29 protein-coding genes are annotated in these 23,619 nt (G+C 65.8%); 20 read left to right on the top strand and 9 right to left on the bottom strand.

The genetic code is table 11. From position 1 onward, the window contains the following. The first annotated feature begins 1 nt into the window (after window position 1). Genes ACEN9O_RS21065 through ACEN9O_RS21040 form a run of 6 tightly spaced genes read left to right on the top strand, consistent with a single transcriptional unit; the run spans window position 2 to window position 4,241 of the window. The gene (locus tag ACEN9O_RS21065; protein ID WP_495613768.1) at window positions 2-739 is read left to right on the top strand and encodes a FliA/WhiG family RNA polymerase sigma factor; all 738 of its coding nucleotides are present in this window, start codon (window positions 2-4) and stop codon (window positions 737-739) included. A 54-nt stretch (window positions 740-793) separates the two neighbouring features. After that, window positions 794-1,714 carry a flagellar motor stator protein MotA gene (gene motA, locus ACEN9O_RS21060; RefSeq protein ID WP_495613767.1) on the top strand — a complete coding sequence of 307 codons (921 nt, stop codon included), beginning with the start codon at window positions 794-796 and terminating at the stop codon, window positions 1,712-1,714. After that, window positions 1,698-2,720 (top strand): flagellar motor protein MotB, encoded by a 1,023-nt coding sequence (locus ACEN9O_RS21055; protein ID WP_495613766.1) that lies wholly within the window; start codon window positions 1,698-1,700, stop codon window positions 2,718-2,720. Before motA ends, ACEN9O_RS21055 begins: the two co-directional genes overlap by 17 nt. Window positions 2,721-2,762: 42 nt before the next feature. Then, window positions 2,763-3,038 (top strand): flagellar biosynthesis anti-sigma factor FlgM, encoded by a 276-nt coding sequence (gene flgM / locus ACEN9O_RS21050; RefSeq protein WP_495613765.1) that lies wholly within the window; start codon window positions 2,763-2,765, stop codon window positions 3,036-3,038. A gap of 47 nt (window positions 3,039-3,085) precedes the next feature. After that, entirely contained in the window at window positions 3,086-3,487 is a 402-nt protein-coding gene (flgN, locus tag ACEN9O_RS21045; protein ID WP_495618510.1) for a flagellar export chaperone FlgN, read from the top strand. Next, on the top strand, window positions 3,474-4,241 hold the full coding sequence (locus ACEN9O_RS21040; RefSeq protein WP_495613764.1) for a glycoside hydrolase family 73 protein: 768 nt from the start codon (window positions 3,474-3,476) through the stop codon (window positions 4,239-4,241). Before flgN ends, ACEN9O_RS21040 begins: the two co-directional genes overlap by 14 nt. Here ACEN9O_RS21040 and flgA read toward each other — a convergent pair. Next, the gene (gene flgA / locus ACEN9O_RS21035; RefSeq protein ID WP_495613763.1) at window positions 4,222-4,890 is read right to left on the bottom strand and encodes a flagellar basal body P-ring formation chaperone FlgA; all 669 of its coding nucleotides are present in this window, start codon (window positions 4,888-4,890) and stop codon (window positions 4,222-4,224) included. The genes ACEN9O_RS21040 and flgA overlap by 20 nt on opposite strands. 185 nt (window positions 4,891-5,075) lie before the next feature. On the opposite strand from flgA, the gene flgB reads away from it, so the two are divergent. The 12 genes from flgB (at window position 5,076) to ACEN9O_RS20975 (ending at window position 15,177) form a co-directional block, all read left to right on the top strand. Next, window positions 5,076-5,438 (top strand): flagellar basal body rod protein FlgB, encoded by a 363-nt coding sequence (gene flgB, locus ACEN9O_RS21030; RefSeq protein WP_495613762.1) that lies wholly within the window; start codon window positions 5,076-5,078, stop codon window positions 5,436-5,438. A 20-nt stretch (window positions 5,439-5,458) separates the two neighbouring features. Then, window positions 5,459-5,881, top strand: a complete 423-nt coding sequence (flgC, locus tag ACEN9O_RS21025; protein WP_495613761.1) for a flagellar basal body rod protein FlgC — start codon at window positions 5,459-5,461, stop codon at window positions 5,879-5,881. Between the two features lie 3 nt (window positions 5,882-5,884). Next, window positions 5,885-6,568, top strand: coding sequence for a flagellar hook capping FlgD N-terminal domain-containing protein (locus ACEN9O_RS21020; RefSeq protein WP_495613760.1), 684 nt, complete (start codon window positions 5,885-5,887; stop codon window positions 6,566-6,568). Window positions 6,569-6,582: 14 nt separating this feature from the next. Further along, complete coding sequence (locus ACEN9O_RS21015) at window positions 6,583-7,851, top strand: flagellar hook protein FlgE (protein ID WP_495613759.1); 1,269 nt, start codon at window positions 6,583-6,585, stop codon at window positions 7,849-7,851. A 14-nt stretch (window positions 7,852-7,865) separates the two neighbouring features. Next, on the top strand, window positions 7,866-8,591 hold the full coding sequence (gene flgF / locus ACEN9O_RS21010; protein ID WP_495613758.1) for a flagellar basal-body rod protein FlgF: 726 nt from the start codon (window positions 7,866-7,868) through the stop codon (window positions 8,589-8,591). A 31-nt stretch (window positions 8,592-8,622) separates the two neighbouring features. Continuing rightward, window positions 8,623-9,414 (top strand): flagellar basal-body rod protein FlgG, encoded by a 792-nt coding sequence (gene flgG / locus ACEN9O_RS21005; protein ID WP_175001287.1) that lies wholly within the window; start codon window positions 8,623-8,625, stop codon window positions 9,412-9,414. Beyond that, a complete protein-coding gene (flgH, locus tag ACEN9O_RS21000; protein ID WP_495613757.1) occupies window positions 9,414-10,103 on the top strand; it encodes a flagellar basal body L-ring protein FlgH in 690 nt (229 codons plus the stop codon). The genes flgG and flgH overlap by 1 nt, the downstream gene beginning before the upstream one ends. A gap of 29 nt (window positions 10,104-10,132) precedes the next feature. Further along, window positions 10,133-11,260 carry a flagellar basal body P-ring protein FlgI gene (locus ACEN9O_RS20995; protein WP_495613756.1) on the top strand — a complete coding sequence of 376 codons (1,128 nt, stop codon included), beginning with the start codon at window positions 10,133-10,135 and terminating at the stop codon, window positions 11,258-11,260. A gap of 8 nt (window positions 11,261-11,268) precedes the next feature. Beyond that, a complete protein-coding gene (locus ACEN9O_RS20990; protein ID WP_495613755.1) occupies window positions 11,269-11,730 on the top strand; it encodes a rod-binding protein in 462 nt (153 codons plus the stop codon). A gap of 94 nt (window positions 11,731-11,824) precedes the next feature. Next, window positions 11,825-13,195 (top strand): flagellar hook-associated protein FlgK, encoded by a 1,371-nt coding sequence (gene flgK / locus ACEN9O_RS20985; protein WP_495613754.1) that lies wholly within the window; start codon window positions 11,825-11,827, stop codon window positions 13,193-13,195. An 11-nt stretch (window positions 13,196-13,206) separates the two neighbouring features. Next, window positions 13,207-14,118 carry a flagellar hook-associated protein FlgL gene (flgL, locus tag ACEN9O_RS20980; protein WP_495613753.1) on the top strand — a complete coding sequence of 304 codons (912 nt, stop codon included), beginning with the start codon at window positions 13,207-13,209 and terminating at the stop codon, window positions 14,116-14,118. Window positions 14,119-14,136: 18 nt separating this feature from the next. Next, window positions 14,137-15,177: a hypothetical protein gene (locus tag ACEN9O_RS20975; RefSeq protein WP_495613752.1), complete on the top strand. Its 1,041-nt coding sequence runs from the start codon at window positions 14,137-14,139 to the stop codon at window positions 15,175-15,177. A gap of 19 nt (window positions 15,178-15,196) precedes the next feature. Here the strand turns inward: ACEN9O_RS20975 and ACEN9O_RS20970 are convergent, their stop codons facing one another. The 4 genes from ACEN9O_RS20970 to ACEN9O_RS20955 form a co-directional block, all read right to left on the bottom strand. Next, complete coding sequence (locus ACEN9O_RS20970; protein WP_495613751.1) at window positions 15,197-17,311, bottom strand: putative bifunctional diguanylate cyclase/phosphodiesterase; 2,115 nt, start codon at window positions 17,309-17,311, stop codon at window positions 15,197-15,199. 148 nt (window positions 17,312-17,459) lie between these two features. After that, entirely contained in the window at window positions 17,460-18,125 is a 666-nt protein-coding gene (locus ACEN9O_RS20965) for an amino acid ABC transporter permease (RefSeq protein ID WP_495613750.1), read from the bottom strand. A 2-nt stretch (window positions 18,126-18,127) separates the two neighbouring features. Beyond that, window positions 18,128-18,931, bottom strand: coding sequence for a transporter substrate-binding domain-containing protein (locus tag ACEN9O_RS20960; protein ID WP_495613749.1), 804 nt, complete (start codon window positions 18,929-18,931; stop codon window positions 18,128-18,130). Window positions 18,932-18,957: 26 nt separating this feature from the next. Continuing rightward, window positions 18,958-19,374 (bottom strand): hypothetical protein, encoded by a 417-nt coding sequence (locus tag ACEN9O_RS20955; protein WP_116988530.1) that lies wholly within the window; start codon window positions 19,372-19,374, stop codon window positions 18,958-18,960. A gap of 56 nt (window positions 19,375-19,430) precedes the next feature. Here ACEN9O_RS20955 and ACEN9O_RS20950 point away from each other — a divergent pair, with 56 nt between their 5' ends. After that, window positions 19,431-19,649 carry a DUF3460 family protein gene (locus tag ACEN9O_RS20950; protein ID WP_495613748.1) on the top strand — a complete coding sequence of 73 codons (219 nt, stop codon included), beginning with the start codon at window positions 19,431-19,433 and terminating at the stop codon, window positions 19,647-19,649. 3 nt (window positions 19,650-19,652) lie between these two features. Here the strand turns inward: ACEN9O_RS20950 and ACEN9O_RS20945 are convergent, their stop codons facing one another. The 3 genes from ACEN9O_RS20945 to ACEN9O_RS20935 all read right to left on the bottom strand — a co-directional run bounded on the left by ACEN9O_RS20945 (window position 19,653) and on the right by ACEN9O_RS20935 (window position 21,923). After that, complete coding sequence (locus ACEN9O_RS20945) at window positions 19,653-20,411, bottom strand: YcbK family protein (RefSeq protein WP_495613747.1); 759 nt, start codon at window positions 20,409-20,411, stop codon at window positions 19,653-19,655. Window positions 20,412-20,513: 102 nt separating this feature from the next. Beyond that, a complete protein-coding gene (locus ACEN9O_RS20940) occupies window positions 20,514-20,951 on the bottom strand; it encodes a hypothetical protein (protein WP_495613746.1) in 438 nt (145 codons plus the stop codon). 147 nt (window positions 20,952-21,098) lie between these two features. After that, window positions 21,099-21,923 carry an EAL domain-containing protein gene (locus ACEN9O_RS20935; RefSeq protein WP_495613745.1) on the bottom strand — a complete coding sequence of 275 codons (825 nt, stop codon included), beginning with the start codon at window positions 21,921-21,923 and terminating at the stop codon, window positions 21,099-21,101. Between the two features lie 154 nt (window positions 21,924-22,077). On the opposite strand from ACEN9O_RS20935, the gene ACEN9O_RS20930 reads away from it, so the two are divergent. Further along, entirely contained in the window at window positions 22,078-22,875 is a 798-nt protein-coding gene (locus tag ACEN9O_RS20930) for a class II glutamine amidotransferase (protein WP_495613744.1), read from the top strand. Between the two features lie 6 nt (window positions 22,876-22,881). Here ACEN9O_RS20930 and ACEN9O_RS20925 read toward each other — a convergent pair whose 3' ends face one another. Continuing rightward, entirely contained in the window at window positions 22,882-23,355 is a 474-nt protein-coding gene (locus ACEN9O_RS20925) for a GNAT family N-acetyltransferase (protein WP_495613743.1), read from the bottom strand. Window positions 23,356-23,619 lie beyond the last annotated feature (264 nt).

Genomic DNA, 23,619 nt, shown 5'->3' with positions numbered 1-23,619 from the left:
CATGGCCTATATAGAGCAATATGCGGACGCTTATGCCGAAAGTTATGGCGAACCCGGCGTCGCGCCGGTGACGCACAGCGTGGCCGACGAGCAAAAACACCTGCTGTCGTACGCGCCCCTGGTCAAGCGCATCGTGCGCCAGCTCAATTCGCAGATCGCCGGCGCCATCGACCGCGACGACATGGAGCAGATCGGCCTGATGGGGCTGCTCGAGGCGCTGCGCCGCTACGGCGAGCCGGACGGCGCCTTCGGCAGCTACGCCAGCCTGCGGGTGCGCGGCGCCATCCTCGACGAACTGCGGCGCCAGGACTGGCGGCCGCGCGCGGTGCGTCAGCAAAGCCACAAGCTACGCGACGGCGTGCGCGCCCTGACCCGCACGCTGGGGCACGAACCGAGCGACCAGGAAATCATGAGCGCCCTGAACCTGACACCCGAAGCCTACCAGGCCTACCAGATGGACGAGAACGCCGAACTGATCGCCAGCTTCGACGAGGTGCTGCAGGAAAGCGTCAGCCACGACAGCGCCCCCAGTCCCGAAGAGCAGCTGATGGTGCGGCGCAGCCTGGAGCAGGCGCTGCGCGGGCTCGACGAGCGCGAGCAGCGGGTGGTGCAGATGTATTACGAATTCGAACTGAGCTACAAGGAAATCGCCGCCGTGCTGGACCTGACCGACGCCCGCGTCTGTCAGCTCAACAAGGCGGCGCTGGGCAAGATGAAGGCAGTACTGCAAAGCGCCTGATCCAGAGCGGGCGCAAGGCAAGATTAGAATCATGACGCGGAAAGGCGAATCATCATGCAGCAAATAGTCGGCATACTCATAGTTTTAGGCAGCGTCTTCGGCGGCTTCTTCCTGATGGGAGGGGTGTTCCATCAGATCTGGCAACCGATCGAGCTGATCGTGATCGCCGGCGCCGGCTTCGGCGCGCTGGTGATCGGCAACCCCAGCCATGTGCTGAAGGAGGCGGTCACCCAGATCAAGAAGATCGTGTTCCGCAAAAAATACGACTCCGAATTCCAGCGCCAGCTGCTGCTGCTGATGTACGAGCTGCTGCAGCTGGCCGCCGGCGGCCTCAAGGCGCTCGACGCCCACGTCGAGGCGCCCAAGGACAGCCCGCTGTTCCAGCGCTACCCGCGCGTGCTGGAGGAACCCAAGCTGCTGGCCTTCATCGTCGACAACTTCCGCCTGATGGCCATGGGCAAGATCAACGCCCACGAGCTCGAAGGCGTGCTGGAGCAGGAACTGGAAGCCATCCACGCCGAGCTCGAACAGCCGGCCAAGTCGCTGGCCAAGATCGGCGAGGCGATGCCGGGCTTCGGCATCCTGGCCGCCGTGCTGGGCATCGTGATCACCATGAACACCGTCAGCGAAGGCGCGACCTCGGGCGAGATCGCCGAGCACGTCGGCGCCGCCATGGTCGGCACCTTCATCGGCATCTTCTTCTGCTACGGCATCTTGGATCCGATCTCCAACATGATGAAGCAGCTGGTCAACCAGGAGGCGTCGAACAAGGAGACCGTCAAGGTGGTGCTGGTGACCCACGTGGCCGGCAAGCCGCCGCTGCTGGCGATCGACGCCGGCCGCCGCCTGGTGCAGCTCAACATCAAGCCAAGCTTCGCCCAGCTGGAACGCTGGATCAACGACCTCGAAGGCCGCGACAGCGCGCCGGCCGAGGACAGCTCGCGCAGAGGAGGCCGCGGTGCTAAAGTCGCATGACAAGGGGCATGAGCAAACCATCGTCAAGCGCGGCGGTGGCAAGCACAAGCACGACGACCACGGCGGCGCCTGGAAGGTGGCGTTCGCCGACTTCTGCCTGGCGCTGATGTGTTTGTTCCTGGTGCTGTGGCTGATGGCGGCCCGTAACTTCGAATCGCTGGAACAGATCCTGACCGAGGCCGACGGCGCCAAGACCGACCAGGGCAAGGGCGTCATGCCCGAGCAGGTGGGCGGCCCGCGCGGCAGCCTGATCGACCGCTTCCCGATGCCGCACACCGGCAGCACCGAGGAGCCGGGCGACGCCAAGGCCAAGGGCGAGGCCCACACCAAGATCACCGGCGAATCCCAGCCCATCATCGAGCAGGCCAAGGTCACCTACGACAGCCCGGCCGACCTGGCGGCCCTGTCCAAGGCCCTGACCAAGATGAGCGCCGAGGCCGGCCTGACCAGCAACCTAGAATCGGTGATCACGCCCTACGGCCTGCGCGTGATGCTGCACGACACTGACCACCAGGGCATGTTCGTGCGCGGCTCGGCCGTGCCGACCGACAAGTTCCGCGCCCTGCTGCGCAAGATGGGGCCGCTGTTCCGGCAGATGGAAAACCAGATGCTGATCGTCGGCCACACCGACTCGCTGCAATACGCCGACCGCAGCTACGCCGCCTTCTCCAACTGGACGCTGTCGGCCAACCGCGCGATGTCGGCCCGTTCGCAGCTGCTGGCCGGCACCATGAACCCGGAATCGGTGCTGCAGGTGGTGGGCATGGCCGACCGCGCGCCGCTCGACACCAAGCGCGCCGACGCCGGCGTCAACCGCCGCATCGAGCTGCTGATCCTGACCACCGCCCAGGCCAAGTCGATCGCCACCATGTTCGGCATGCCGGGAAGCAGCAGCGCGCTGACCGAGGACATCGACACCGCCCTGCCGGACGCCACCCTGCTGCAAAAACTGCGCGCCAAGCTCGGCGGCGACAGCCCGGTGCGCGACCCGCGCCACAAGAAATAAGACGCACACAGTATGGAAACCAAGCCAAGCAGAGGCACACGTATGAGAATCTCGACAGGAAGTCCCGACGGCGTCGCTGTCCAGCGGGTGGCGGAAGCCGCCCCGGCGGAAGCGGCCGAGGCCGTCGCCGCGCCGGCGCCGCAGGCACCGCTGCAATCGGCGGTGCTGCAGCCGGCCCTGCAGGCGATGCGCGAGATGCCGGAGATCGACCAGGAAAAGGTCGACCAGCTGCGCGACGCGCTGGCCAAGGGCGAGCTGCCGTTCGACCCCGCCAAGCTGGCCGGCCTGGTCCAGCGTTTCCACGGGAGCGAGAAGTGACGGCAGCGGGCCAGGCCGGCGGCGCCCCCGCCACCCGGCAGGAAGCCATGCGCCAGCTGCTGGCCGGCGTGGCCGACGATCTGCTGGCCTACCAGCAGTTGCGCGGCCTGCTGGAGCAGCAATTCGACGCCGCCGTGCGCCACCAGGGCCCGCAACTGGCCGCCGTGGCCGAGGCGATTTCCGCCCTGGTCGACGTCATGCAGGAGCGCCGCGTCCTGCGCGTGGCGCTGGTACAACGTTTATTGGGACCAACTTCGACAATGTTGCAGGCATTTGCCTTGCTGAAAAATGCGGCACGGGAGAGAATGGAAGCTGACTGGGCAACCCTGGAACAGATGGTGATCGAATGCAAACGTCTGGGCAAGCGCAATAGCGACTTGCTGGTGGAACAGTACAGCATCATGCAGCGCGTGCTGCATGGCGAGGAGCAGATTTATGCACCAGCTTGACCGGATGCAATCGACCGCACCGACCGCAGCAACCGTATCGAACATGAGCGCCAGCCGCCCCACCGCGGCGCTGGGCGGCATGGCCTCGTCCGGGGCCTTCGCCTCGACCTTCCAGCAAGTCCAGCATGACGTCGACAGCTTCATCGCCCAGGGCGGCCGCTTCAGCGCGCCGGCCGCGGCCGCCGGCAGCGCGGCCACGCCGGCCATGACCCTGCAGGCGATGGCGCTGCGCCACCAGGGCGCCGGCGCCATCAGCGGCGGCGCCGAGGCCGATATCCAGCAACAATTCCTGGCCTCGATCCAGCCCTGGGCCGAGGAAACCGCCGGCAAGCTGGGCGTATCGCCCGACATCGTTGCCGCCCACGCCGCGCTGGAATCGGGCTGGGGCCGCAATCCGCTGCGCCAGGGCGGCGCCGACAGCAACAACCTGTTCGGCCTGAAGGCCGGCGGCGGCTGGCAAGGCGCGGTGGCGGCCGCCAGCACCACGGAATTCGAACACGGCGCCATGCTCAAGAAGGTCGAGCGCTTCCGCAGCTATCCGGACACCGCCAGCGCCTTCCGCGACTATGCGGACATGCTGACCAGCAATCCCCGCTACCAGGCCGCGCTCAACACCGGCAGCGACGCCCGCGCCTTCGCGCAGGGCCTGGCGCAGGGCGGCTATGCGACCGACCCCAACTACGCCGACAAACTCAGCAAGCTGGCCGCGCAGTTGCAACGCGGCGGCAGCCACTTCACTGCGTCGGGGAATTAGTGGACACGGGCATATCGACCGGCTCCACCGTCGCCGCGCCCGTCACCCTGGCGCGGATCACGGTGCCGTTGGCGTTGCGCACCCGCACCAGCGTGCCGCGCGCGCCGCTGTCGAGCGCCTCGCCCGCCATGCTGACCTCGATCTGCTCGCGCTTGGCGACGATGCGCACGGCGTCGTTGCGCTTGACCAGGGTCGGCGCCGTCAGCAGGGCCATGCGCAACACCTCGCCGCTGCGCAGCGCGCGCCGGCCGCTCAGGCCCACCACTTCCTGCGGATCGGCCACGCTGTCGGCGATGCCGGAGATGTCGTGGCGCTCCAGCAACACATCGTCGTCGGTCAATACTTTCCCGGATGGCACATCGCTTGCCACCACGGCAATGCGCGCCGAGATCTGCGCGCGCACCACGAACTCGTATCGCCAGCCGTCGGTGCCGGCGCAGACCGCGGCGAAACGCATGCGGCTGGGCAGCCGCGTATCGAGCGCCTCCACCGTGACCGCCTGTCTGCATGCGGCCAGCGGCCTGCTGCCGCGCACCACGTTGAGCTCGAACTTCGGTTCCACCAGGCCGCTGCTGTCGGCCCAGTTCTGCACATGGGCGCGCGCGGCCGCCTCCACCGCCAGCGGCACCTGTTCGGCGGCGGTCGGCACGGGCGCGGAAAAAGCCGCGGAAAATGAAGTGCAAAACAGCAACATTGCACGCAAAGCGGTTACAATACTTTTGTTGAACATGGGCAATACCTCTACTATGATGCCAGGGCGCCATTCTACCCCGGCGCCAGCGGTTTTCACTCATGCAACATCGTTTTACAGCAATGCCTACTCAGGGGATGAACATGGCGATTAATTTCAAAGACGCGGTGGGCCTGCATGCCGACGCGCTGCACCTGCGGGCAGAGCGCACCCGCATCCTGGCCTCCAACATCGCCAATGAAAACACGCCCGGCTTCCAGGCGCGCGACATGGACTTCGCCGCCACGCTGGCCAGCACCCAGGCCGACGCCACGGGCGACATCGGCGGCGACGAGGACAGCGCCATGATGTACCGTGTGCCCTACCACCCCACCCGCGACGGCAACACCGTCGAGATCGGCGTCGAGCAGGCGGCGTTCTCGCAGAACGCCTCGGACTTCCAGACCAGCCTGACCTTCGTCAACATGAGCCTCAAGGGCCTGGCCAAAGCCATCAATGGCCAATAACGGTCAATAAGGAGCGCGAGATGTCGTTCAAGAATATTTCAGAGATCGCCGGCTCGGCCATGGCCGCGCAGTCGGTGCGTCTCAACACCATCGCCAGCAACCTGGCCAACGCCGATTCCGTGGCCGGCACCGAGGCCGACACCTACCGCGCCCGCAAGCCGGTGTTTGCCGCCGTCATGGGCGACAACATCGACGACATGGGCAACGCCGGCGGCAGGGTGCAGGTGCTGGACGTGGTCGAATCGAGCGAGCCGCTGCGCAAGGTCTACGAACCGGGCCATCCGATGGCCAACGCCGACGGCATGGTGTTCTACCCCAACGTCAACCAGGTGGCCGAGATGACCGACATGATGTCGGCCTCGCGCGCCTTCGAGACCAATGTCGAAGTACTGGGCCGCATCCGCACGATGCAGCAATCCCTCCTCAAACTCGGTGAAGGTTAAGCCATGACAGTCAGTCTCCTCAACAACGGCGCCAGCACGCCGGCCGCCACCGGCAGCAACATCACCGGCAACAGCGCCAGCGCGACCTCGGACATGTTCACCAAGCTGCTGGTGGCGCAGATCAAGAACCAGGACCCGCTGTCGCCGACCGATCCGGCCCAGTTCGTCCAGCAGCTGACCCAGCTGTCGCAGACCGAGTCGCTGCAGAACCTGTCGAGCCTGACCAGCGCCAACGCCAGCGTGCTGCAAAGCATGCAGGTGCTGGCCCTGGGCGCCCAGGTCGGCTCCGACGTCATGGCCGAGACCAGCACCCTGAGCACCGACGGCGCCACCAAAATCAGCGGCCAGATGACGCTGGGCGCGACCAGCACCACCACGCGCGTGGTGCTGACCGGCCTGGACGGCGGCAAGCACTACGTCAACCTCGGCACGACCGCGGCCGGCACCGTGCCGTTCAGCGTCGACCCGACCGCGCTGGGCCTGCCCGCCGGCACCTACACCATGACGGTCGAGACCAGCACCAAGGAAAACCCGCCGGTCGACCTGCAAGGCCGCCTGAACAGCGTACGACTGGCCGCCAGCGGCAGCGTCGTCCTGAACGTCGGCAACATCGGCGAGGTCGCGCCGACCGCCATCACCGCTTTCAACGGTAAATCCACCGCTTCCGCCACTCAATCTAGTCTCTAAGAAAGGTATCCATCATGAGTTTCGATATCGCATTGTCTGGCATCCAGGCCATCAACGAAGCGCTGGACGTCACCAGCCACAACATCGCCAACGCCGGCACCTACGGCTACAAGACCTCGCGCGCCAACTTCTCGTCGCTGGTGGCGGGCGACCAGCCGACCGGCGTCAAGATCGGCTCGACCACCCAGAACATCGGCCTGACCGGCGGCATCCTCAACACCGGCCGCTCGCTGGACGCCTCGATCAACGGCGCCGGCTTCTTCATGGTCAAGGACAGCAGCAACACCATCAACTACACCCGGGTCGGCATCTTCAACACCTCCAAGGACGGCTTCCTGACCGACGCCTCGGGCCGCAAGGTGCAGGGCGCCACCATCACGCCGCCGAGCACCCAACCGGGCGCCCAGGGCGACATCACGATCCCGACCGGCCAGATCCCGGCCGTCCTCAGCGACAAGCTCAACTACGTCGGCAACCTGTCGTCCGACTGGACCCCGACCGTCTTCCCGGCGCTGGCGGCCGTGACCCCGACCACCCCGCCCGACCCGTCGACGTTCAGCATGTCCAAGGCCTCGATCATCTACGACACGCTGGGCGGCCAGCACACGCTGACCCAATACTTCAGCAACACCGCGCCGGGCTCCATCCAGGTCAATTTCGTCCTCGACGGCAACGGCGTCTCGACCGACAACCTGGTCTTCAGCCCGACCACCGGCCAGATGACCACGCCCGACCCCAACGATCCCGCCGTCAACGGCAAGCTCGCGCCGATCGACCTGAGCGCGATCGACACCTCGGATCCGACGCTGTGGCCCGGCTTCATCAGCGGCGCCAAGATGACCAGCGCCTTCGTGGTGGACTACACCGGCACCACGTATTTCCGCGGAGAAGCCACCACCTCGACCAACAGCGCCAACGGCTACGCCTCCGGCACCTTTGCCGGGGTCGACCTGGCCAAGGACGGCTCGGTGATCGCCAAGTACAGCAACGGCCAGAAGCAGCCGGTCGGCAAGCTGACGCTGGCCACCTTCCCCGACGAGGGCTCGCTGACCCAGGTCGACGACACCAGCTGGGTGCAGTCGCAGGGTTCGGGCACGCCGCTGGTCAACTTCGCCGGCGTCGGCATGACCGGCTCGCTCAACACCAGCTCGCTGGAACAGTCGAACGTCGACATCACCTCGGAACTGGTCGGCCTGATGACCTCGCAGCGCAACTACCAGGCCAACTCCAAGGTCATCCAGACCGAGAGCCAGATGATGCAATCGCTGATGCAAGCGCTGTAAGGACAAGCTGACCCATGGATGCGCTGATCTACACCGCCATGAGCGGGGCCGAACGGGCCCTGCGCGGCCAGCAGGTACACGCCAACAACCTGGCCAACATCGAAACCGGCGGCTTCCGCGCCAACATGGAGCTGTCGTCGGCGCAGACCGTCAACGGCTACGGCTACGACGACCGCCACATGTCGCAGCTGCAGGCCAACGCGGTGTCGACCCGCCAGGGCACGCTCAAGGCCACCGGCCGCGATCTGGACGTGGCCATCGACGGCAACGGCTTCTTCGCGGTGCAGGGCCCGACCGGCGAGGCCTACACCCGCGCCGGCGCCATGACGCTCGACGAGGCCGGCACGCTGAAAATCAACGGCAACGTGGTGCTGGGCGAAGGCGGCCCGATCTCGCTGCCCGAGTACAGCAAGATCGCGGTCGGCGCCGACGGCACGGTGTCGATCCAGAGCCCCGGCACCACCACCATGCAGACCATCGACAAGCTCAAGCTGGTCAAGGCCGAGGCCTCGGAGCTGACCAAGAACGAGGCCGGCCTGCTGGTGGCGCGCAGCGGCCAGCCGCTGGCCACCGACGCCACCGTGGTGGTCAAGCCCGGCCACCTGGAGGGCAGCAATGTCTCGGCGGTGGAGGAAATGGTCGCCACCATGAGCTTGAACCGTACCTTTGAAATCCAGATGAAGTTGTTCAAGGCCAGCGATTCGATGGCCGAAACCGGTAACCGCCTGATCGGCGGCTGAGCCGGTCCACGTTACACTACAGGGAGAAATCATGAATCCAGCAATGTGGATCAGCAAAACCGGCGTGCAGGCGCAGGACGAGAAACTGCAGGCCATCGCCAACAACCTGGCCAACGCCAACACCGTCGGCTTCAAGCGCGACCGCGTGGTGTTCGAGGACCTGTTCTATTCGATCGAGCAGCAGCCCGGCACCCAGCGCGCCGACAACAACACGCTGGCGCCGTCCGGCGTCCAGCTGGGCAACGGCGTGCACATGGTGGGCACGCAAAAAGTCTTTAGCCAGGGCTCGCTGCAAACCACCGGCAACCAGCTCGACGTGGCGGTGATGGGCAACGGCTTCCTGTCGGTGCGCCAGCCCAACGGCGAGACCGCCTACACCCGCGCCGGCCAGTTGCAGGTCGACGCCAACGGCATCCTGGTCAACGCCCACGGCCTGCCGCTGATCCCGCAGATCACCATTCCGGCCAACGCCACCTCGCTCACCATCGCCGAGGACGGCGTGGTCTCGGCCACGCTGGCCGGCAACACCACAGCCAGCCAGCTGGGCCAGCTGACCCTGACCAGCTTCATCAACCCGACCGGCCTGCTGGCCCTGGGCGAGAACCTGTTCGCGGAAACCCCGTCCAGCGGCACGCCGACCGACGGCAAGCCGGGCGACGCCCAGTGGGGCAAGCTCAAGCAAGGCACGCTGGAAGGCTCGAACGTGCAGGTGGTGGAGGAAATGGTCGACATGATCGCCGCCCAGCGCACCTACGAGATGAACACCAAGGTGCTGTCGGCCGCCGACAATATGCTGCAATACCTGTCGCAGGCCGCGCGATAATGAAAGCCGCCCTGCCCGTCCCCGGTTGGGCCAAGGCGGCGCTGGCCGCCGTGCTGGCCGCGCTGACCGGCTGCGCCGCGCTGCAGCCGCCGCCGGTGCGGCCCGGTCCGTCCGACGAGCCGCCCACCGTGTCGCGCGCGGTCGGCCCGAAAGGTACTTCCGGCGGCGTCTACAGCGCCGACCTGGGCCTGTCGCTGACCTCGGACAGCCGCGCCTTCCGGGTCGGCGACGTGGTCACCGTCAACCTGCAGGAAACCACCCAGGCCAGCAAGAAGGCCGGCACCAGCTATTCCAAGAACTCGGCCGACAACATCGTCGCCCCCAACCTGCTGGGCAAGACCTTCGGCAAGGCCGCACTCGGCCTGGGCGCCTCCAACACCTTCGCCGGCGACGCCACCAGCACCCAGCAGAACGCCCTGACCGGCGCCATCACCGTGATCGTGCAGGAAGTGCTGCCCAACGGCCTGCTGCGCGTGTCCGGCGAAAAGACCCTGACCCTGAACCAGGGCGAGGAATTCGTCCGCCTGCGCGGCTACCTGCGCGCGGCCGACATCGACGCCGACAACCAGGTCTCGTCGCTGCGCATCGCCAACGCCCGCATCGCCTACTCGGCGCAGGGCACCTTGGCCGACACGCAGTCGGCCGGCTGGCTGTCGCGCTTCTTCAACGGCCCGCTGATGCCGTTCTGACGGCCGTAGTTTTAGATAGGGTGAACCCCATGAATTTCCGCAAGCTCTCCCGTCTTCTGGCCCTGCCGCTGGCCTTCTGCGTCGCCCTCGGCGTGGCCCTTCCTGGACCGGTCCAGGCCGCGCAAGTGCTGCGCAACCTGGTCGCCGTCGAAGGCATGCGCGACAATCCGCTGGTCGGCTACGGCCTGGTGGTCGGCCTGAACGGCAGCGGCGACTCGACCCAGGTCAAGTTCGCCAGCCAGTCGGTGATCAATATGCTCAAGCAGTTCGGCGTCAAGGTGCCCGACGGCACCGACGCCAAGTCCAAGAACGTCGCCACCGTGATGGTGTCGGCGGTGTTCCCGCCCGGCTACCGCAAGGGCCAGAACATCGACGTCGTGGTGTCCTCGATGGGCGACGCCAAGAGCCTGCGCGGCGGCGCCCTGCTGCTGACGCCGCTGCGCGCGGCCGACAACGAGGTCTACGCCCTGGCCCAGGGCAACGTGGTGGTCGGCGGCTTCAGCGCGGCCGGCAAGAGCGGCTCCTCGGTCACGGTCAACACCCCGACCTCGGGCCGCATCCCGAGCGGCGCCGCGATCGAGCGCGAGATCGCCAGCGACTTCGCCACCAAGCCAACGGTGCGCCTGTCGCTGCGCCACCCGCACTTCCAGACCGCGATCAACATCGTCGACACTATCAACCAGCGCTTCGGCGACATCGCCACCACCAACGACGCCACCAGCATCGACGTGGTGGCGCCGGCCAACCCGACCCAGCGCGTGGCCTTCATGGCCAAGCTGGAGGCGCTGTCGATCGACGTCGGCGACGACGCCCCCAAGGTGGTGTTCAATTCGCGCACCGGCACCGTGGTGATCGCCGACGGCCTGCGGGTGCGCGCGGCCGCCGTCACCCACGGCTCGCTGAAGGTGGTGATCTCCGAATCGACCAAGGTCAGCCAGCCGAACGCCCTGGCCCAAGGCAACACCGTGTCCACGCCGCAATCGCAGGTCAGCGTCGACCAGGGCTCGGGCCAGATGTTCAAATGGCCGGCCGGCGCCAAGCTGCAGGCAATCATCGACGTCATCAACAGCCTGGGCGCCTCGCCGGACGACATCATGGCCATCCTGCAGGCGCTGGACCAGGCCGGCGCCATCGAAGGCGAACTGGTCGTCATCTAAGGAAAGCCATGAACTTCGACCCCAGCAAATTCGACGGCAGCACCATGCGCATCGGCGTGGCCGACAAGCTCAGCGAGACGCCGGTGGTGGCCGCCCCGGCCGTCGACGACGGTGTCGACCCCAAGTACCGCGCCAAGGCCACCGAGGCGGCGGTCAAGTTCGAGAGCTTCTTCATCGGCCACATGCTGCACCAGATGCGCGCCGGCACGCGCGAGCTGTCGGCCGAGGACAGCGTGTTCAAGGACAAGCTCAACGAGGACATGCTGGACATGGCCGACAACCTGGTGGCCGACCAGCTGGCCGGCCGGCGCGCCTTCGGCGTGGCCGACGCCATCCTGCGCCAGCTGCTGCCGCCGGCCAGCGCCCCGCTGGCGCCGCAGGCCGGCCTGCCGCGCCAGGCGGCGGCCGCGCCGGCGTCAGATGTTGCCGAACCGCAAAACATTCCCGCCACACTTAATCCGGCGCAGTAAACGGTCGCCCTTTACAGTTAACGGACCAGTGGACCTCGTGTAAGCACTGCAAGCGACTGGTCCTCCGGCCTTCACCAGGAAAGACCCTTGCAATATGAGCATCTCTAACAACGCACTGTCCGGCGCCCTGGCCGCCCAGGCTGCCCTGAACACGGTCAGCCAGAACATCGCCAACTCGCAAACCAAGGGTTACACCCGCCAGGGCGTGCTGCTGCAGACGCTGGCCAGCGGCGGCGCGGCCAACAGCCCCGGCAATGGCGTGCAGGTGGGCTCGCTGCTGCGTTTCAGCGACTCGTATAAGTCCCAGCAGCTGTGGCGCGCCGCGTCCGACCTGGGCAAGCACACCCAGGTCCAGCCTTACCTGACGCAGATGGAAAAAGTCATGAGCGATGACAAATCCAGCCTCAGCTACGGCATCGACAACTTCTTCAAGGCGCTCAACGCGGCCGGCGTCGACCCCACCTCGACCCCGCTGCGCCAGCAGGTGATCACCGCGGCCGACTCCATGTCGCAGCAGTTCAACAGTATTTTCAACGTCACCTCCAGCCAGATGATCTCGGTGCAGCAGCAGCGCTCCGCCATCCTGCCGGGGCTGAACCAGTCGCTTGCCGGCATCGCCGCGCTGAACCAGCAGATCATCACCGTCGGCGCCAACGGCTCCAACACCTCGCCGCTGATCGACCAGCGCGAGCAACTGATCGACAGCGTCGCCTCCCAGGTGGGGGTGGAAGTGCTCAACAATCCGGACGGCACCGCCAGCGTCTCGCTCAAGAGCGGCCAGCCGCTGGTGGTCAGCAACCTCGGGGCCACGCTGGCCTTCGACACCACCAGCGGCATACAGCAGCTGAACGTGACCTTCGCCAACACCACCTTCAAGCTCGACGACACCAAGGTCGGCGGCCAGCTGGGCGGCCTGGCGGACTATCAGGAAAACACCCTGAAGCCGCTGCAGCAATCGATCGCCGAGATCGCCGAGCAGATGTCGACCAAGGTCAACAACCAGCTGGCGGCCGGCCTGACCAGCCCCGGCGTCAACGGCACGCCGCTGCTGGTGTTCAACCCGGCCAGCGGCAGCGGCCTGCTGCAGGTGGTGAGCGGCTTCAAGACCAGCGACCTGGCCTTCTCCAGCGACGGCACGCCCGGCGACAGCGGCAACCTGCAGCAACTGGTGGCCATCAAGGGCCAGCCGATCACCCTGACCACCCTGGGCAGCGTGCTGCTGGGCGACGCCGACACCCAGCTGGTCGGCAAGCTGGGCATCGACAGCCAGCAGAACCAGGCGCAGATGAACACCGCCACCACGGTCCGCCAGCAGTCCGAGGACGACTGGAAATCGACCAGCGCGGTCAACACCGACGAGGAAGCGATCAACCTGGTCGAGTTCCAGAATATGTATCAGGCCAACATGAAGGTGATCGCGGTCGCCAACACGCTGTTTGACGCCACCTTGCACATGTTCGGTTAAGGAGAGCCCGTATGCGCATCGCCACCAGTCAGTTCCAGGCCACCATGAACCGCGGCCTGCAGGACAACCAGAGCCATCTGGCCCAGATCACCGCCCAAATGGCGTCCGGCAACAAGATCCAGCTGCCGTCCGACGACCCGGTCACCAATGTGCGCCTGTCGCGCCTGACCCGCGAGGAAGCCATCGTCGGCCAGTACCGCGACAACATCGCGGCCGTCAAGATCCGCCTGACCACCAACGAAACCTATTTGCAGAGCATGGCCAACGACATCACCCAGAGCCACGATCTGCTGGTCTGGGCCTCGGACGGCAGCAACACCGCCACCGACCTGAAGGCCATGGTCAACCCGATGAGCGCGCTGCGCGACAGCATCTTCTACAGCGCCAACGAAAAAGACCAGGAAGGCCGCTACATCTTCTCCGGCACGGAGACCAACACCCCGGCCATCAGCTTCGATCCCACCGCGGCCATCGGTTCGCGCTACAGCTTCACCGGCAACCAGAACCAGCAGAAGACCGTGGTCGGCAACGGCATCACGCAGACCGTCAACGTCGACGTCAAGGGCGTGGACGACCTGCTCAACCAGATGGACACCACCATCAACGAACTGACGTCGGCGACGCTGACGGTGGGCTCGCCCTCGCTGACGGCCGCGCTGGGCGCCAATATGGACGGCGCCAGCAGCGCGCTCGACCTGGTGTCGGGCAAGATCGCCGACCTGGGCGGCGCCCAGAACATCCTGTCCACGCTGGACGGCAACCACGCCAACGTCAGCCTGTCGAACCAGACCGCGATGCTGGACCTGGGCCAGCTGGACTACGGCGACGCCGCCACCCAGCTGAACGGTTATAATCTGGCCTTGCAATCGTCGTACAAGGCCTATTCCAAGATCAGCAATCTGTCGCTGTTCAACATCCTGTAATTCCAGACTGAGCATCGTATGCAAATCTCGCCCAATTCCACACCCAACGTCATTGTTCCTGGCAACGCCAGCAATGCCAGCGCGGTGGACGGCACCGCGCTGGGGCTGAACGGCGAGAATGCAGCCACGGCCACGCCGGTCACGCCGACGCCCACTTCGGCGGCGCCGCTGCGCCGCGGCCTGAACAACTGGGACCAGCCGCTGCAGGGCGACATCTCCGGCGCCCAGCAGGCGCTCGACTTCCTCGAACAGAGCGCGGCCCAGCTGCGCAACCTGAAGGCCGACCTCAGCGCCCGCCTGGCCAACCGCCAGCGCGCCGACGGCACGCTGGACGCGCGCGTGCGCCAGTTCAGCAACAGCTGGCGCAACCGCAGCGCGGCCTCCGGCGGCACGCTGGACGCCCGCCTCAAATTCAGCAACAAGGCCAGCACCACCCGCTTCACCGTGCGCGGCATGAACCTCGGCAACCTGCGCACCGGCGGCCGCGAAGTGCTGGCGATCTCGCTGGGCGGCGGCCAGAACCTGCGCTCGGTGGTGCTGGAGCCGGGCCTGTCGGACGAGGAAATCGCCCAGCGCTTCGACGACGCGCTGGCACCCAGCGGTGTGCGGGCCAACCTCAACGAGGAGGGCCAGCTAGAGTTCAGCACCGCCGAATCATCGTGGGCCAATGTGCGCGACACCATCGCCGTGCAGGGCGGCGGCATGCGCTTCCCGACCGGCCAGCTCAACCGCGTGAAGGCCGAGGCCGAGGCGCCGGCCGTCGATCCCGACAGCTGGCAAACCTCGGACATGGACGCCATCCGCTCGACCCTGCAGCAGGTGGTGCAGGCGCTGGCGCAGGTGGAGCAGGCGATCGCCTCGGTGCACACCGCGCTCAGCCAGGTCAGCGCGCGCGTGCAGAGCGCGGCGCCGCGCGACAGCACCGCCGGCATGGACCAGGTGGCGCAGAATTTCGTCTCGACCACCAAGCAGCCCGGCTACCAGTCGCTGCTGTCGATCACCTCGGCGCTGGCGGGCATCAGCCGCGAGCGCGTGATCTCGCTGCTGAGCCTGCGCTAGGCAGGCCGCCTCCCCCGCCTCATTCCACGGCCTGCCGCGGCAGGCCGCGCCGGGCCAGCTCGGTCAACTGCTCGGCCGGCAAGGCCTCCGCGTACACAAAACCCTGCGCATAGTCGCAGCCGGCCAGCGCCAGCAAGGCGCTCTGGGCCGCCGTCTCCACGCCCTCCGCCACCACCCGCAGGCCCAGCTTGTGCGCCATGACGATCAGCGCCTCGCACATCGCCAGGTCGCCGCTGTCGACCGCCAGGTGCTGGATGAAGCTGTGGTCCAGCTTGAGCAGGTCGATGCCAAAGTGCTTCAGGTGCGACAGCGAGGAATAACCGGTGCCGAAATTATCCAGCGCCACCTGCAAGCCCATCTCGCGCAGCTCGCGCAGGCGGTCGGCGGCCTTGGCCATGCCGTCCATCAGCACGCCCTCGGTGATCTCGATGACGATGCTGCGCGGCGCCAGCTGCAGCTCGGCCGCGTAGTTCAGCCAGCCGACGTAGAGCGCGGTGTCGCCGCGGAACTGCGCCGCCGACTGGTTGATGCTGACCTGGAAGCCCGGCCCCAGCTCGTCCTGCCAGCGGCGCGCCTGCAGGGCCGCCTGGCGGAACACCCAGTCGCCGATCTCCATCATCAGCCCGCCCGACTCGGCATGCTGCAGGAAATCGGCCGGCGCCAGCAAGCCGCGCTGCGGATGGCGCCAGCGCAGCAGCGCCTCGGCGCGCTCGATGGTGCCGGTCTGCAGGTTGACGATGGGCTGGAAGTGCAGCGCGAACTGGCGCTCCGCCAGCGCCGTGCGCAAGTCCAGCGTGATCTGCTGGCGCGCCTGCGCCGCCAGCTGCAGGTCGGCCGTGAAGTAGCTGTAGCGGTTGCGGCCGGACTCCTTGGCCGCGTACATGGCCTGGTCCGCATGGCGCAGCAAGTCCTCCGGCGCCAGCGCGTCCGACGGATACAGCGCGATGCCGATGCTGGCCGAGATCGACGGGTTGGCCGCGCCCAGCGCGAACGGCCGGTTCAGCAGCGACAGCATGGTCTGCGTGATGCGCTCGATGCCGGCGGTCTGCTCGATGCCCGACAGGATCACGGTGAACTCGTCGCCGCCCAGCCGCGCCACCGTGTCCGAGCTGCGCACGCAGGCGCCGATGCGGCGCGCCGCCTCCACCAGCAGGGTGTCGCCGTGCGCGTGGCCGAGCGTGTCGTTGACCTGCTTGAAGCCGTCCAGGTCGATGAACAGCAGCGCCAGCTGCATGCCCTCGCGCTGCGCCTTCTTGACCTCCTGGCCCAGCCGGTCCTGGAACATATGGCGGTTGGGCAGCGCGGTCAGGTCGTCGAAATTGGCCTGGTGCCAGATGCGCTCGGTGGTCGCGCGGCTGTCGGTGATGTCGGTCACCAGCGCCAGCGCGCCCAGGTAGCTGCCCTCGGCGTCGAAGATGGGGTTGGTGGCCAGCGTGGCCCACAGCTCGCTGCCATCCCTGCGCAGGAACTTGAATTCGTGGCGCTCGGCCACGCCCTGCTGGCGCCGCGCGATATTGCGCTCCAGGATGGCGCGGCCCTCGTCGTCCATGAAGGCCACCAGCGGCTGGTCCAGCATCTCCTCGATGCTGTAGCCCAGCATGTGCGCCATCTTCGGGTTGACAAAGCTGGTGCGGGCGGCGGCGTCGATTTCCCAGATGCCCTCCTCGGCGCTGTGGACGATGCGGCGGAAGCGCTCCTCGCTGCGTTCCAGCGCCGCCAGCTTGCCCTCGGCCAGCTCCAGCACCACGCGGATCGCCTGGCCGCTGGCGTCGGCGCTGGCGCGCAGCGTGACCGGGAAGCCCTGCTGGTTGCGCGCCCGCGTCATCTGCAGCGCGCATTGCTCGGGATGCTGGCTGTTCAGCGCCAGCCGCACGAAACGGTCGAAGTCATCATGGAAACGGGACGCGACAAACTGCCGCAGCGGCACCTTGCCCGGGTTGTTGCGCGGCAGGCCGAGCAGGTCGGCCGCCACCACATTCATCTGCAGGATGGTGGTGTCGAAGCCGAGCACGAAATAGCCGACCGGCGCCAGCAGATAGACATCGTTGAAATAGGTTTGCTCGGCGTCGAGCTCATCGACCGAGGGCAATTCGGCGAACGGTTCCATCACCGCGCCTTCGTCCATGATAGCCATGCGGGTGAGCCCATCGATGCGCGCCGCGGAGATCGGCTGACGGCCAGCATGCAACCCGGTATTGTGCGTAGGCTTCTCCATACCACCCCTTTGCGTAGGTGTTCAGACTAGCATTTAAGCCGCGCACTGTCGAGAGAACGGCGACGGCTCAGCGATGTGCGCGATTCAAGCGTTGTTCTGCGCGCCGTTGCAGCGCTTCGAACAGCAGGCTCAGCCCCCAATAGATGACGGCGGCGGCCACATACAAGGGCAGCGGCCGGAAGGTGGTGGCGATCACCTCCTTGGTCGACAACATCAGTTCGGTCATGGTGATGACCGAGACCAGCGAGGTATCCTTGATCAGGCTGATCAGCGTATTGCTCATGGCCGGCACCGCGATGCGCAGCGCCTGCGGCAGCACCACGTGGTACAGCGTGGGCCAGTAGCCCAGCCCCAGGCTGTAGCTGGCCGCCCACTGTCCCTTGCTGACCGCGCCAATGGCGCCGCGCAGGCTCTCGGACAGGAAGGCGCCGGCGTTCAGGCTCAGCGCCAGGATGCCGGCCGTCACCGGCGTGAATTCGATGCCGATGCTGGGCAGGCCGTAGTAGATGACGAACATCTGCACCAGCAGCGGCGTGCCGCGCATCAGGCTGACATACACGCCGGCCGGCCAGCGCAGCGCGCGGTAGGGCAGGATGCGCAGCACCGCCACCGGGAAGCCGATCAGCAGCCCGCCCAGCATGGCGGCCATGGCGAAGATCACCGTATAGCCGGCGCCGCGCAACATGACCGGCGCGGCCTCCCGCAGCAGTTCCAGCAAGCCCTGCCAGTCCATGCTCAGGGCGCCTTGCTGACGTCGGTGCCGAACCATTTCAGCGCGACGGCCTTCAGGCTGCCGTCGGCGGCGGCGGCGGCCAGCGCCTGGTTCAGGGCCGCCTTGAACTGCGGATTCCCCTTCTGGAATGGAATGCCCATGCGCTCGACCGAACCCACCTGCGCGCCGGCCTTGATCGGCAGCTTGGAAATCTTCAGCAGGTAGGCCGACATCAGGCTGTCGTTGAGCGCCGCGTCGATGCGGCCGCTGGCCAGGTCGGACATGGTGTCCGGCGCCGCCGCGTAGCTGCGCACGTCGATGCCCGGCACCGCCTTGGCCTGCTGCTCGTAGACGCTGCCCTGCCCCACGCCCAGCTTCCTGCCCTTCAAGTCGGCCAGCGTTTTATAGCTTGCCTGCTCGTCCTTGCGCACGATCAGCTGCGGCATCGAGTAAATGTACGGCGCCGAAAAGTCGAAGGCCAGCTCGCGCTTGGGATTGATGCCGACCTGCGAAATGATCACATCGTATTTATTGGCCGACAGCCCGGCCAGGATGCTGGCCCACTCGCTGCTGACGAACTCCACTTTCACGCCCAGCTTGCCGGCCAGCAGGCGCGCCACGTCGACGTCGTAGCCGGCCAGTTCGCCGGTCTTCTGGTCCTTGTAATTGAACGGCGGATAAGTGCCTTCCAGCGCCACCTTGAGCGTGCCGCGCGCCTTGACCGTGGCCAGCAGATCGGCCGCCGACGCCGGCAAGGCCGCGGCCGCCAGGGTCAGCACCAGCAGCGCGCCTTGCGCCAGCTTGAAAGTGAAATCACGTTTATGCATGGAGTTCCTTGTGTATGTGGCAGGCGCTACCAGGCGCCCATGCGGCGGCGCAGGCCGAAATCATGGCCCACGACCAGGATGGAACTGGCGATCAGGCCGCTCAGTCCTATCATCAACTGTATCAGTTTATCGTCCGGCAGTACCCACAACCGGCCCTGCGGCGCCTCGTCCACGCGCGCGGCGGCCATGATCAGGGGCGCCACCCATTCCGCATCGGGCGTAACATCGAGGATCAGGGCGCCGTCCTGCGTGGTCTGCATATAGATCTCGCCGCCCTCGGCCAGCGTGAAGCACACGCCATAGCCGGTCTCGTTCTTGGCGATATGTTCCTGCAGGCTGAGATCGTGCTCGGCTATCCACAGTTCCACATCGGCCGGGGTCTCCAGCCCGCTCCACGGCACCGGACGGAAACGCGGTGGCGCAGGCTTGTCATCGTCTTGCATAGTCATCCTGTTTTGCTTGCTCAGCCGCCAGTTTAATCGATGGGAGGAAATGACCGATGAAATATAAATATCCATACGGCCCCGGCCGTCTTGAATACGAGTCCGAGTTCACCCGGTTCCTGAACGATTACCTGCGCCAGCACCCGGAAGTGCGGCGCGACCAGCAGCTGGGATGGCGCATCTTTTGGGAGCGGCCGGTCGATCCGAAAAACATAGACCGCGACCGCGCGGCCGAGCTCAAGCCGACCGTCTACCACTCGTATTTCTACGAATGAAGGTCAGCCCTTCCATGTGCGCTTGAGGCCGGTATCCGCATGGATCCAGCCGCCGCGCGGACCGGAGCGGTAGTAGAAGCCCACGCCGCCCTGGCGGAAGCTCTTGACCAGGCCGCCCAGCACTTCGGAATTCAGGTTGGCCAGGCGGATATCGGCGGCGCGGCCTTCGATGTGCAGCGACTGGCGCGCAGCCGGCACGCCCGCTTCGCGCAGCTTCTGGTTGGAAGCCGGGGTGCGGTAGCCGGACAGGATTTCCAGCGGCGTATCGATGCCGTAGCGCGCCACGAAGGCCTGCGTGCCCCACAGCGTTTCAAACAGCTTGGGATCGATGGGCGCGGTCTCCTTGCCGTTGACGTCGCGCAGCAGGTGGCACAAGTCCTGGTAGGCCGATTCGATGATCTCGCCGTCCTTCCAGTACAGCAGCTTGGCGCGCTCGCCCGAGGCCGGACGGATCACGTCGATGGTGCGCGGCTTGAGCCAGAACTCCAGGTCCAGCGCTTGCGCGTCGAAGATGTCGGGTGGCGGCTCCAGCTCGCCGAAGCCCGACGGGGCCGTGGCATGCGGCATGCTGACAGGCGGCTTGACCTGGGCCACGGCGCTCGATGCGCCAGCGGGCGCGGCCGGATGCGGCGCCGGCTTGGGCGCTGCGGCCGCGCTGTGTTGAACGGTGCCGCGTGAAGCGCATCCTATCGTCGGCACCGATAAAACACCCGCTGCCGCCAGGCCCAAACCCTGCTGTAAAAAATCTCTGCGCGTTGCCATAGCCTACCCGTGAAAACCAATGTGGATACTATAGCGTATGCAGAGGGAAATGAAAAAGGGAACAGGCCCGATTTTCCGCAAAAAACCGGGCACCGCCTGATGCTAACGGAAAGCCAGCAGCTCCACGTGTTCGGGTACGAAGCGGCCGTCAGCCAGGCTGCGCGACGGCACCACCATCGTCACCGAACCGCTCGCACCGTTATCGTCGTGCAGAACGATCTCCATTTTCAGTTGCCGGTCCAGCGCCACGTAGTTGTCGCGGGTGGTGGCAACGATCTTGTGCTCCGGCCCCTGATCGACATGAGCGTACATATTCAAACCACGACTGGTGATGGACAAGGTCTGCCCATTCGACAAGCTGTACTGCGCCACAAGGTTGCGATAATCCTCGGGCCACATTTTGCTATACGTATCGGGCAATTCAATGCGGAGTTGACGTGCTGTGACCGGCACGGTGACGGTATCCTCGGGCGGTTGTGCTTGCAATGCCGGCGACAGCGCCAGCCCGCCCAATACTACGGCTATGCAGATATTTTTCATGATTTTATTCCCCGGTTAGGAGATTCCATTTAAGCATTCAGGTCGCGAAACACAAATTCATTCTGTCTATCGTCGGCATCGCGACATATAAATTTAAAATGGCTCATGAATACGACGTCATGCAGTCGGACTGGCTCATGAATACACTCAGGCGGCCGCAGCCTCACGCTCGGTGAACAGCAGGTCGGCGCGCGGCTCGTCCAGCAGATAGCCTTGCGCCAGCAATGGAGTGTTCGCAGCCTCGCCCAGCTGACGCAGCACCGCCAGCGACTGCGTGGACTCCAGGCGCTTGAACACCACCTGCACGCCGGCCGCCGCGCAGCGCTTCAACAAGGCCAGCAGCGTTTCGCTGTCCTGCAGTTCGCGCGCGTCGAGCTTGAACACATCGGGTCGCAAGCGATCCAGCATGGATAAGGCTTCCCGCGCGCTGGGCACATTGACGGCGAAGCGAAAACCGTTGCGGCGATAATTGTCGGACACATAGTTCAACAGCCAACCTTGCTGCGGCGAGGCCGCCGGCAATTGCAGCACCACGCGCTGCAGCGGCAGTTCCAGCGCGTCGAGGATGCGACGGAAGGCGTGGCCGTGATTGCTGCTGACCGCGCTCAGCAAACGATCATGCACGTTCAGGTACAAGTCCTGCCCGCCCCCTTCCGCCTGGCGGAAGAAATTAATCGCGTGCAGCATGCGGCACAAGCGATCCAGTTCGATCGACTCGTCGTCGCTGGCCGCATGGTCGAGCAGCCTCCACAGCGACAAGCCCTGGTCCTGCGCCGACACGCTGCGCGCCAGGCCTTCGTAGGCCTGCACCTCGCCCGACTCCAGCTGCCGGATCGGCTGGAACGCGCTGCTCAAGGTGCAATTGAAAAACCGTCCCTGGGCCCGGCCCTCGTGATCGAGCCAGATGCTGGAAGCGGCGCCGGTCGCGTCGGATAAACGCGCCAGGTATTTTTGCAGGATGGGGAATGACATGGAACTCCTCGACAAATGCGAACAATACCGACAGCGTAGACCCGCGCGCGGCAAAGCAGAACGAATGCTTTCAGCTATGGATATGCCAAAACATTCGTTCCTCCCGCCGGGCGCGGCCGCTATCGTGGGTCATCGCCACTCTTCGCCGAACACCATGTGCCAACTACTCGCCATGAGCAGCAGCAAACCCGCCACGGTCGACTTCTCCTTCGCCGGCTTCGCGCTGCGCGGCAGCGAGCATCGCGACGGCTGGGGCATCGCATTGCACACGACCAGCGGCTGCCGGCTCTACACCGACGCGCTGGCCTCGACCCACTCGCCGCTGGCGGCGCAGATCCGCAACCATCCGATCAAGGCCAGGAACGTCGTCGCGCATATCCGCAAGGCCACGCAGGGCCGCATCTCGCTGGAGAACAGCCATCCGTTCACGCGCGAGCTGTGGGGCCAGACCTGGTCCTTCGCGCACAACGGCGACCTGAAACTGTTCGATCCGAATCCCAGCCTGTACTCGCCGCACGGCGACACCGACAGCGAGCGCGCCTTCTGCCATCTGCTGTCCGGCCTGGCGCTGCGCTTTGAAACGCGGCCGCCGCGCCACGTGCTGTTCGGCGCGCTGGAAACGCTGGCCGGCGAAATCGCCGCCTACGGCACCTTCAATTTCATCCTGTCCAACGGCGAGCTGCTGTTCGCCCACTGCAGCACCGAGCTGCATGTGGTGGTGCGCGAATACCCGTTCTCGGTGGCGCAGCTGGTCGATTGCGACCTCAGCATCGACTTCAGCAAGCACAACCACCTTGACGACCGCATCGCCGTGATCGCGACCCAGCCGCTGACCTCGAACGAAGCCTGGACCCGCTTCGCGCCGGGCGAGCTGAAGCTGTTTGTCAACGGACTGGAAGTGGGCGCGGCGCCGGTGCGGCGCCAGGAATGGGAATTGGAGATCTGCTGCTGAGTTGACTTACGCGGAGTTGCAATTGCAGAAGCGCTTGCGCTTGCTGCCGTCCGCCGCTTCGGCGCTGGCGTCCAGCTGCTTCCAGAAGAACACGGTTTCGACGCCGTACGGCGACCGCACCTTGCCGGCATCCACATAGCCGCGGCGGGCGAAGAACTCCTGGCCGGTGGCCGTACTGTGCAATTGCAGCGCCTTCACACCCCAGCTGCACGCCTGCTCCTCCATGCGCGCCAGCAGCGCCTTGCCGACGCCTTGCCCCCGCGCCTCCGGCAGCAGATAGCACAAGGCCAGCTTGCCGGCAGCGGTCAGCAGCGCGACGCCGACAACCACGCCTTCGCTGAGCGCGACCAATGAAAAATTCGTTGGCGAACTGAACCAGTTCGCCACCATCTGCGGAGTTTTGTTGCCTAGCCAGGCGTCCAGGATGGCGGGATCGTTTTTATGATCCAGGTCGCAGCATTCCGTAATCGAACGGCGCAACACTGTGCATGCCGCATCCGCATCTGTCGAAGCAGCAATACGAATTTCAAGACTCCGAATTTCAAGACTCATGTACGCTCACAAATATTCCCGATAGCAAAAATGAAGCGCTACGCAGTTTCCCCGCGTGCCTTCTTCAGTGCCTGAAACCCACTATACACCAAGCAGCAAAAGCCGTTGCGGGCACGCCCGATTGACTCTCACAGCCTAGAGGCTGGCCCTGTTTTTGCCCACGAATGTTTTCAAAAATCGTTATGCGGTTTT

This window comes from Duganella sp. Dugasp78, assembly GCF_059491455.1.
Note: the sequence above shows the minus strand (reverse complement) of the source record. Positions and strands in the feature narration are given on the sequence as shown.

Bases quoted from the DNA above. Each gene is read 5' to 3' on its own strand.
- ACEN9O_RS21065 (WP_495613768.1), top strand. From the start codon at position 2: ATGGCCTATATAGAGCAATATGCGGACGCTTATGCCGAAAGTTATGGC.
- motA (WP_495613767.1), top strand. From the start codon at position 794: ATGCAGCAAATAGTCGGCATACTCATAGTTTTAGGCAGCGTCTTCGGC.
- flgM (WP_495613765.1), top strand. From the start codon at position 2,763: ATGAGAATCTCGACAGGAAGTCCCGACGGCGTCGCTGTCCAGCGGGTG.
- flgN (WP_495618510.1), top strand. From the start codon at position 3,086: ATGCGCCAGCTGCTGGCCGGCGTGGCCGACGATCTGCTGGCCTACCAG.
- ACEN9O_RS21040 (WP_495613764.1), top strand. From the start codon at position 3,474: ATGCACCAGCTTGACCGGATGCAATCGACCGCACCGACCGCAGCAACC.
- flgB (WP_495613762.1), top strand. From the start codon at position 5,076: ATGGCGATTAATTTCAAAGACGCGGTGGGCCTGCATGCCGACGCGCTG.
- flgC (WP_495613761.1), top strand. From the start codon at position 5,459: ATGTCGTTCAAGAATATTTCAGAGATCGCCGGCTCGGCCATGGCCGCG.
- ACEN9O_RS21020 (WP_495613760.1), top strand. From the start codon at position 5,885: ATGACAGTCAGTCTCCTCAACAACGGCGCCAGCACGCCGGCCGCCACC.
- ACEN9O_RS21015 (WP_495613759.1), top strand. From the start codon at position 6,583: ATGAGTTTCGATATCGCATTGTCTGGCATCCAGGCCATCAACGAAGCG.
- flgF (WP_495613758.1), top strand. From the start codon at position 7,866: ATGGATGCGCTGATCTACACCGCCATGAGCGGGGCCGAACGGGCCCTG.
- flgG (WP_175001287.1), top strand. From the start codon at position 8,623: ATGAATCCAGCAATGTGGATCAGCAAAACCGGCGTGCAGGCGCAGGAC.
- flgH (WP_495613757.1), top strand. From the start codon at position 9,414: ATGAAAGCCGCCCTGCCCGTCCCCGGTTGGGCCAAGGCGGCGCTGGCC.
- ACEN9O_RS20995 (WP_495613756.1), top strand. From the start codon at position 10,133: ATGAATTTCCGCAAGCTCTCCCGTCTTCTGGCCCTGCCGCTGGCCTTC.
- ACEN9O_RS20990 (WP_495613755.1), top strand. From the start codon at position 11,269: ATGAACTTCGACCCCAGCAAATTCGACGGCAGCACCATGCGCATCGGC.
- flgK (WP_495613754.1), top strand. From the start codon at position 11,825: ATGAGCATCTCTAACAACGCACTGTCCGGCGCCCTGGCCGCCCAGGCT.
- flgL (WP_495613753.1), top strand. From the start codon at position 13,207: ATGCGCATCGCCACCAGTCAGTTCCAGGCCACCATGAACCGCGGCCTG.
- ACEN9O_RS20975 (WP_495613752.1), top strand. From the start codon at position 14,137: ATGCAAATCTCGCCCAATTCCACACCCAACGTCATTGTTCCTGGCAAC.
- ACEN9O_RS20970 (WP_495613751.1), bottom strand. From the start codon at position 17,311: ATGGCTATCATGGACGAAGGCGCGGTGATGGAACCGTTCGCCGAATTG.
- ACEN9O_RS20965 (WP_495613750.1), bottom strand. From the start codon at position 18,125: ATGGACTGGCAGGGCTTGCTGGAACTGCTGCGGGAGGCCGCGCCGGTC.
- ACEN9O_RS20960 (WP_495613749.1), bottom strand. From the start codon at position 18,931: ATGCATAAACGTGATTTCACTTTCAAGCTGGCGCAAGGCGCGCTGCTG.
- ACEN9O_RS20955 (WP_116988530.1), bottom strand. From the start codon at position 19,374: ATGCAAGACGATGACAAGCCTGCGCCACCGCGTTTCCGTCCGGTGCCG.
- ACEN9O_RS20950 (WP_495613748.1), top strand. From the start codon at position 19,431: ATGAAATATAAATATCCATACGGCCCCGGCCGTCTTGAATACGAGTCC.
- ACEN9O_RS20945 (WP_495613747.1), bottom strand. From the start codon at position 20,411: ATGGCAACGCGCAGAGATTTTTTACAGCAGGGTTTGGGCCTGGCGGCA.
- ACEN9O_RS20940 (WP_495613746.1), bottom strand. From the start codon at position 20,951: ATGAAAAATATCTGCATAGCCGTAGTATTGGGCGGGCTGGCGCTGTCG.
- ACEN9O_RS20935 (WP_495613745.1), bottom strand. From the start codon at position 21,923: ATGTCATTCCCCATCCTGCAAAAATACCTGGCGCGTTTATCCGACGCG.
- ACEN9O_RS20930 (WP_495613744.1), top strand. From the start codon at position 22,078: ATGTGCCAACTACTCGCCATGAGCAGCAGCAAACCCGCCACGGTCGAC.